A 6,133-nucleotide genomic window follows, 5' to 3' on the forward strand; every position below is an offset into this window, starting at 1 on the left:
CGGACCGCGAGCCTCTCTTCCTGGTAGAGCCGGAACAGTTTCTTGTGGTTGACCAGATAGCCCTCCCGCCTGAGCAGAACATGCAGGCGCCGATAGCCGCCTCCAAAGTTTTAGAGGCGACATCGGTACGCGCTCCGTCTCGCGATGCGAAACGCTCTCAGAGATTTCATCGAGGACGGCGCGCAGCCGTATCGAACATGAATGCCCCCAAAAAGGGAAAGCCTCACTATAGCGGACTTTTCGCGCCCCGCGATTCAACAATGTTTGCGATTGGGGAGGCCAGTTTTCTGCCCCTTCTTTTTGGAAGACGTTTCGACTGTGGACTCGCCCTCGAAGATCGGGATATTCGTAGGCCCACCGTTGGGATCAGGAACTCGCGTGTCGAGACCCAGGCGAGCCTATAGGCAGGTAGCTCTTTCGATGTCGGTCGTCTTGCTTCTCGCAGCCGGTGCCGCGGCCCAGGAGGACAAGAAGACCGACGACGACAAGCCGGCCGATCCGGACACGGGTGAGAGCACGGTTGAGGAAAAGACGCTCGGCCTACTGCCCAATCCGCTGCAGAAGTACGGTGTGAAGTTCGCGGCCACTTACATCGGCGAGGTGCTTGGGAGTGCTTCCGGCGGCCTGAAGCAGGGCGCCATCTACGAAGGCCGCCTGAACCTCGCCGTGGATGTCGACCTGCAGAAGCTCGTTGGCATCGACAAGCTCACTTTTCACGCCAACATGTTCCAAATTCATGGCGACGGCCTGTCCCGGCGCAATCTTCAGAACTTCTTCGTCGTCAGCGGAATCGAGGCTTTACCGTCCACGCGTCTCTACGAAGCCTATTTCGAGAAGCAATGGGGCGCGAAGAGGGTCTCGCTCAAAGCCGGCCAGCTCGCCGCCGACAGCGAATTCTTCAACACGAAGTACACGGACGTGTTCACCAATGCCTCGATGGGGTGGCCCGCGATCACGTCGCTCGACCTTCCCAGCGGCGGACCATCGCCACCTTTGGCGGCCATGGGCGCAAGACTGCTGGTCAACGTGACCGACCAGCTTTCGCTTCTGGGCGGGATCTTCGACGGCGACCAGGCCGGACCCGGATCCGGCGACCCCCAGGAGCGCAATCGCTACGGCGTTAATTTCCGCGTCAATGGGCCGCCGTTGCTGCTCGGTCAGATCGAGTACGCCTGGAACAACAAGAAGGGCGATCCCAACCTGACCGGCCAGATCAAGTTCGGCGGCTGGCGGCACTGCGGCTCTTTCCCCGATCAACAGCTCGCGTCGAACGGCGTCTCGCTCGCCGCTCCCGGTAGCAGCGGCGAGCCCCTATTGCTGGCAGGAGACTTCGGTGGGTGGGCGGTCTTCGAGCAACAGATCTACCGCGTGCCTCACAGCGACGATCGTGGGATCGGTGTCTTCGCAAGAGCCGCCGGCGCGCCCGCCGATCGCAACCTGATCGATCTCTACGCCGATGCCGGCGTCGAGTTCATCGGGCTTCGCGACGATCGGCCCGACGACAAGTTCGGCATCGCCGCGGGTTATGCTCATGTCTCCAAACGGGCGCAGGCTCTCGACGCGGACTACCGGACGTTGGTCAATCCGAATTGGCCAGTGCGAAGCTTCGAAGGTTTGCTGACGGCCGTTTACCAGTATCAGATCAAGGATGGCTGGACGCTGCAGCCGAATTTCCAATACATCGTCCATCCCGGAGGCGGGGCCGCGCTGCCCGCCGGCGCTCTGGCAGGTAAGTCTCTCAAGAACGCTTCGATCTTCGGCCTCCGAACGACGCTCAAATTCTAGGATGGAGAGATCATGACAAGTCCTCAAAGCTCCATGGCGATGGATGTCAGCTTGACCCGGCGAAGTCTCGGCAGAGCGCTAAAATTGTCGGATGATTGGGGTAAACCGGAAGCGAGCGGCCAAATGTCCGAACGGTGCTTTTGACCCATCTCGGACATCGGGGTCATTGGTTTTGTTTCTGCGACATCCTGGCCAATATGAACGTCTTTTGGATGGAGATGGGATCCTGTAATCTAGAGCTGCTTTTTTTTGAAACGAGACGTGCCGACGTCTCCGTTCGAGGCGAATGGCAGTGAAGAATGCCGTCGGCGGGCATTGCACTCTCAAAAGAACCGACCATTCTTTCTGCCGGTCACTGGCCGAGCACTCGCCGTGCGCACGGGCACCCGAAACGAGGGAGGGCCGCTGATGGTCAAGAAGACACATCCTGAACCAGGCGATCCGGTGGCGGGCAATGGAGTTCTAAGCCGCCGTATCTTTCTTGAAGGCGCGCTCATTGTTGGTGCGACGGGCGCGGGCCTGTCCTGCGGATCGGCAGAACCGCTTACGATGCAGCCATGGATGAAGGTGCCGGGTCCGGGATTTGCGGGCTACGGCCAGCCCTCACCGTTCGAGAGCAAGGTCGTCAAAGTCTTTCCGCCTCCTCCCAATCCGGCCGGTGTCGGCGCATCACGCACGCCGTTGCACCTGCTCGAAGGAATGATCACGCCATCCGGGCTGCATTTCGAGCGTAGCCATTCCGGAATCCCAGAAATCGATCCCGATCAGCATCGGCTGGTGATCCATGGACTTGTGAAGCGGCCGCTTGTGTTTACGGTCGAAGCGCTGTCGCGCTATCCGATGCAATCACGCATCGCCTTCATCGAGTGTGGCGGCAACAGCCAGGCGCTCAACGCGCCTCAGGCGCAGCCGCTCAATGTAGCGGCTATTCACGGCCTGCTGGGTTGCGCGGAATGGACCGGCGTGCGGCTCTCCACGTTGCTCGACGAAGCTGGCATCGAACCTGAGGCGCGCTGGGTGATCGCCGAGGGCGCTGACGCTGCCGCTATGAGCCGCAGCATCCCGCTCACCAAAGCGGTGGATGATGCGCTGCTCTGTCTCTATCAGAACGGCGAGCGAGTGCGGCCTTCGAACGGCTATCCGGTGCGGTTGCTGCTGCCTGGTTTCGAGGGCAACATGAACGTGAAGTGGCTGCGCCGGCTCAAGCTGACTGCCGGCCCCGCCATGACCAAAGACGAAACATCGAAATACACGATCCTGCTCAAGGATGAAAAGGCCTGGCAGTTCGTGTTCCCGATCGAAGTAAAATCCGTCATCACGCGTCCGTCGCCGGGACTCGCGTTGAGGGGACCGGGGTTCTACGAGATTTCCGGGCTGGCCTGGTCGGGCAACGGCAGCATCCGGCAGGTCGACGTGTCGGCTGACGGCGGACGAAGCTGGGCGCCGGCAGCTTTGCAGGGCCCGATCCTACCAAAGGCGCCCGTGCGCTTCCGCGCAGCATGGCAATGGAATGGCGGTCCCGCCGTGCTGCAGAGTCGCGCCACCGACGACACGGGCATGGTGCAGCCAACGCGCGCGCAGTTTGCCGACGAGCGCGGCTTGCGTGGGGTCTACCACTACAACGCGATCGCAAGCTGGCGCATCGACGAGATGGGGGAGGCCAGCAATGTTTACGCTTAAAGCCGTTGCAGTCTGCGTATCTATGCTGACCATTGCACCGGCGGCCGTGGCCCAGGCCCCGCAGTTCGGGCAACCGATCGCGCTCGCCGACATCGCAGCGTGGGACATCAGCATCGGACCGGATGGCGCAGGTCTGCCGCTTGGTCGTGGCACCGCAATCGAGGGCGAAGCCATCTATGTAGCGAAATGTCAGGCCTGTCACGGCGAGAAGGGAATCAGCCCCAGTGTCGCGCTCGCTGGAGCGCTCGCCGGCGGCATGGGCACACTGGCGCCGGGCAAAACACCGATAAAGACGGTGGGAAGTTTCTGGCCCTATGCAACGACGCTGTTCGACTACATCCGCCGCGCCATGCCATTCCAAGAGTCGAAATCGCTCACGGCGGATGAACTCTACGCGGTATCGGCCTATATCCTCAATCTCAACGGGGTCGTCGGGTCGAACGATGTGATCGACGCGCAGTCGCTGCCCAAGGTGAGAATGCCGAACCGGGACGGGTTCATCCCGTTCCCGCGCAATCCGAAGTAGCTCGGGCCGACCTTGGTCCGCTCGGGCCCCTTCGCGACAGTTTGCGCAGGCGGAGACATGTCCGCAGTTGGGGGTAGACCCGAAGTCTCAGGCTGAGGGGCAAACCGGCGCGATTGACCCAAACCGGCCATTTCGCGCGGCGGCCCGGCCCAAAATAGCCTTTGGAAAACGCCCGGATCTCAACGAACTTGGCGACACTGATCCCAGGAGTCTCTCCGACTTGCTGCTTTGTTTTTCGCTGCAAACGCAATGCCTGTCACCTTCAAGGCTCATATGTGAAACAACGATACCAGCGCCTCGTCCGTGCGACCAAACACAAAGGAGGAAACGTTATGAGCGCGATCTGGCCGGAAATCCCCTTCGAGGCATGGTGCGAAACCTGTTCCGCGCTTCATTTGTATTGCCAAGTTGTCGGCAAGTATCGGCTCGCGAGGGACGCCGTGGGTGAACCATTCATGGCACGCGACTTTCTACGTGAATGCTCGCGGGCTCACGACTTCGCTGGTTCCAGACGCCTCTGGTATCGAGATCACCTTCGATCTCTCCCGTCATATCGTGATCGGAGAGGCCTCTGACGGGCACCGGGTTGAAATGGCGCTCGGGCCGATGTCCGTCGCCGACTTTAACGCCCGGTTCTGTGAGTTGGTGGGACGTCTCGGCGGTACACCGGAATTCGACGACCGGCCCAATGAAGTCCCCAATCCGATCCCCTTCCGGGACGACCGCCAGATCCGACCCTATGATGCAGACGCGGCGACGCGGTTCTTCAGGGCCCTGATTGCGATCGACCGTGTGTTTCATCGGTTTCGGACGGGCTTCACCGGAAAGGTCAGTCCGGTCCATCTCTTTTGGGGCAGCTTCGATCTCGCGGTGACGCGCTTCTCCGGACGTCCTGCTCCGCTTCACCCCGGGGGGGTACCGGGTTTACCGGACGAAGTGACGCGCGAGGCCTACAGTGATGAAGTCTCATCCGCCGGCTTCTGGCCGGGCGGAGGCGGCACAGACTTTGCGGCTTTCTACTCCTATGCCTATCCCACTCCGAACGGCTTTGCCGATGAACAGATTTTGCCGACGGCCGCATATTTCGATCCGAAGCTCGGAGAATATCTCCTGGCCTACGACATTGTGACGAAGTCGAGCGATCCCGAGGCGACGCTCATGTCGTTTCTGGAAAGCACCTATCGGGCGGCAGCCGATGTCGGACGCTGGGATCGTGCCGCGCTCGAATGTCCGATTGGTCACCCCCTTCGGCCCCGCCCTCTGGACAGGAAGAGATGAAGTTCGGCGAGCCTTCTCCTTGATCAAGCAGAGCACCTTAAGCGCGACGAAGAGCCATTACGCTGTGCCGGCGGGGCTGCTCGTCAAACGCGAATTTCTGTCGACCATTGGCCCTCAATGGTGGGCGCCGCCCGACTCGGATCTCCCTTGATGTCCGCTTTCAACGCGCCGCTTGCGGTCCAATCGGTCGGATCCACAACCCGAAGAAGAATGCCGCCTAGCAAGGCGCAGAGCGCCGCCACTTGCAACACTGTGCGTAGTGCGCGTTCGAACGCTGCCGTTGCGGCTTCGGTGATGCCGGCTTGTCCGGCCAGTATTGCATTCAGCGCTCCGTTGGCTTGTGCCCGCGGCGCACCGGCTAGATGATACGAAAAGCTGGCGAACAAAACGGCGCCAAGCGCCGCGACTGCAAAGAGACCTGCCACCCGGGCGACCGCGTTGTTGACGCCTGAAACGACCCCGGCGTGGACGTCGCCCACCGAACTGCTTGGCCTGCTGGGTCGACAGCACCGCGTCGTGGCCCCAGTTGACGTTGATCAGCACGTCGGCGCCGGAATTCGCGACGTTCAGAAGATATGAGGAGTAGTCAGGCGCACCGAGCGGCGCCACCTGGTTGGTCACGGTGGTCCAGCCGGCGGTCGCAAGGAAGTCCTGCATCGACTTGGTGACGGTGTGACCGTAGGTGTAGTCCGGCGTGAGATACGAAGCCTTCTTGCCCTTGCCGAACTCCTTGACCAAGTAGACATTCCGACTTCCGCTTCCGGGCCGATTCCGTTGAAAAAGGCCGGCAGTATTTCGTTGTAATAGCTCCGTCGCGACTTGGCCGGAACTGCTCTTACTGACCCTATGCGAGCGTCGGGGTGG

5 protein-coding genes and 3 pseudogenes are annotated in these 6,133 nt (G+C 61.1%); 5 read left to right on the forward strand and 3 right to left on the reverse strand.

Annotated features, from left to right (window positions below; all coding sequences use genetic code 11):
* Positions 1-98: pseudogene (locus IVA91_RS14905) on the reverse strand (IS3 family transposase); the annotation flags it as partial.
* Positions 99-318: 220 nt separating this feature from the next.
* Between IVA91_RS14905 and IVA91_RS14910 the strand changes: the two are divergent.
* The 5 genes and pseudogenes from IVA91_RS14910 to IVA91_RS14925 all read left to right on the forward strand — a co-directional run bounded on the left by IVA91_RS14910 (position 319) and on the right by IVA91_RS14925 (position 5,269).
* Positions 319-1,785: a carbohydrate porin gene (locus IVA91_RS14910; protein WP_247420886.1), complete on the forward strand. Its 1,467-nt coding sequence runs from the start codon at positions 319-321 to the stop codon at positions 1,783-1,785.
* 408 nt (positions 1,786-2,193) lie between these two features.
* Positions 2,194-3,465, forward strand: coding sequence for a sulfite dehydrogenase (gene soxC / locus IVA91_RS14915; protein ID WP_247420885.1), 1,272 nt, complete (start codon positions 2,194-2,196; stop codon positions 3,463-3,465).
* Positions 3,452-3,991 carry a cytochrome c gene (locus IVA91_RS14920; RefSeq protein WP_247276075.1) on the forward strand — a complete coding sequence of 180 codons (540 nt, stop codon included), beginning with the start codon at positions 3,452-3,454 and terminating at the stop codon, positions 3,989-3,991. Before soxC ends, IVA91_RS14920 begins: the two co-directional genes overlap by 14 nt.
* Positions 3,992-4,323: 332 nt before the next feature.
* Positions 4,324-4,382, forward strand: a pseudogene (locus tag IVA91_RS37130) (hypothetical protein); the annotation flags it as partial.
* Positions 4,383-4,435: 53 nt separating this feature from the next.
* Positions 4,436-5,269 (forward strand): DUF5996 family protein, encoded by an 834-nt coding sequence (locus IVA91_RS14925; protein ID WP_346015489.1) that lies wholly within the window; start codon positions 4,436-4,438, stop codon positions 5,267-5,269.
* Between the two features lie 83 nt (positions 5,270-5,352).
* Here IVA91_RS14925 and IVA91_RS14930 read toward each other — a convergent pair whose 3' ends face one another.
* Complete coding sequence (locus IVA91_RS14930) at positions 5,353-5,748, reverse strand: hypothetical protein (protein WP_247276078.1); 396 nt, start codon at positions 5,746-5,748, stop codon at positions 5,353-5,355.
* Positions 5,747-6,007 (reverse strand): annotated as a pseudogene (locus IVA91_RS14935) (ABC transporter substrate-binding protein); the annotation flags it as partial. The gene IVA91_RS14930 and the pseudogene IVA91_RS14935, both read right to left, overlap by 2 nt.
* Between the last annotated feature and the right edge of the window lie 126 nt (positions 6,008-6,133).

The sequence above is a fragment of the Bradyrhizobium sp. 153 genome, from assembly GCF_023073835.1.
Classification (GTDB): domain Bacteria; phylum Pseudomonadota; class Alphaproteobacteria; order Rhizobiales; family Xanthobacteraceae; genus Bradyrhizobium.

Coding starts and splice junctions, on each gene's coding strand:
- IVA91_RS14920 (WP_247276075.1), top strand. CDS start 3,452: ATGTTTACGCTTAAAGCCGTTGCAGTCTGCGTATCTATGCTGACCATT.
- soxC (WP_247420885.1), top strand. CDS start 2,194: ATGGTCAAGAAGACACATCCTGAACCAGGCGATCCGGTGGCGGGCAAT.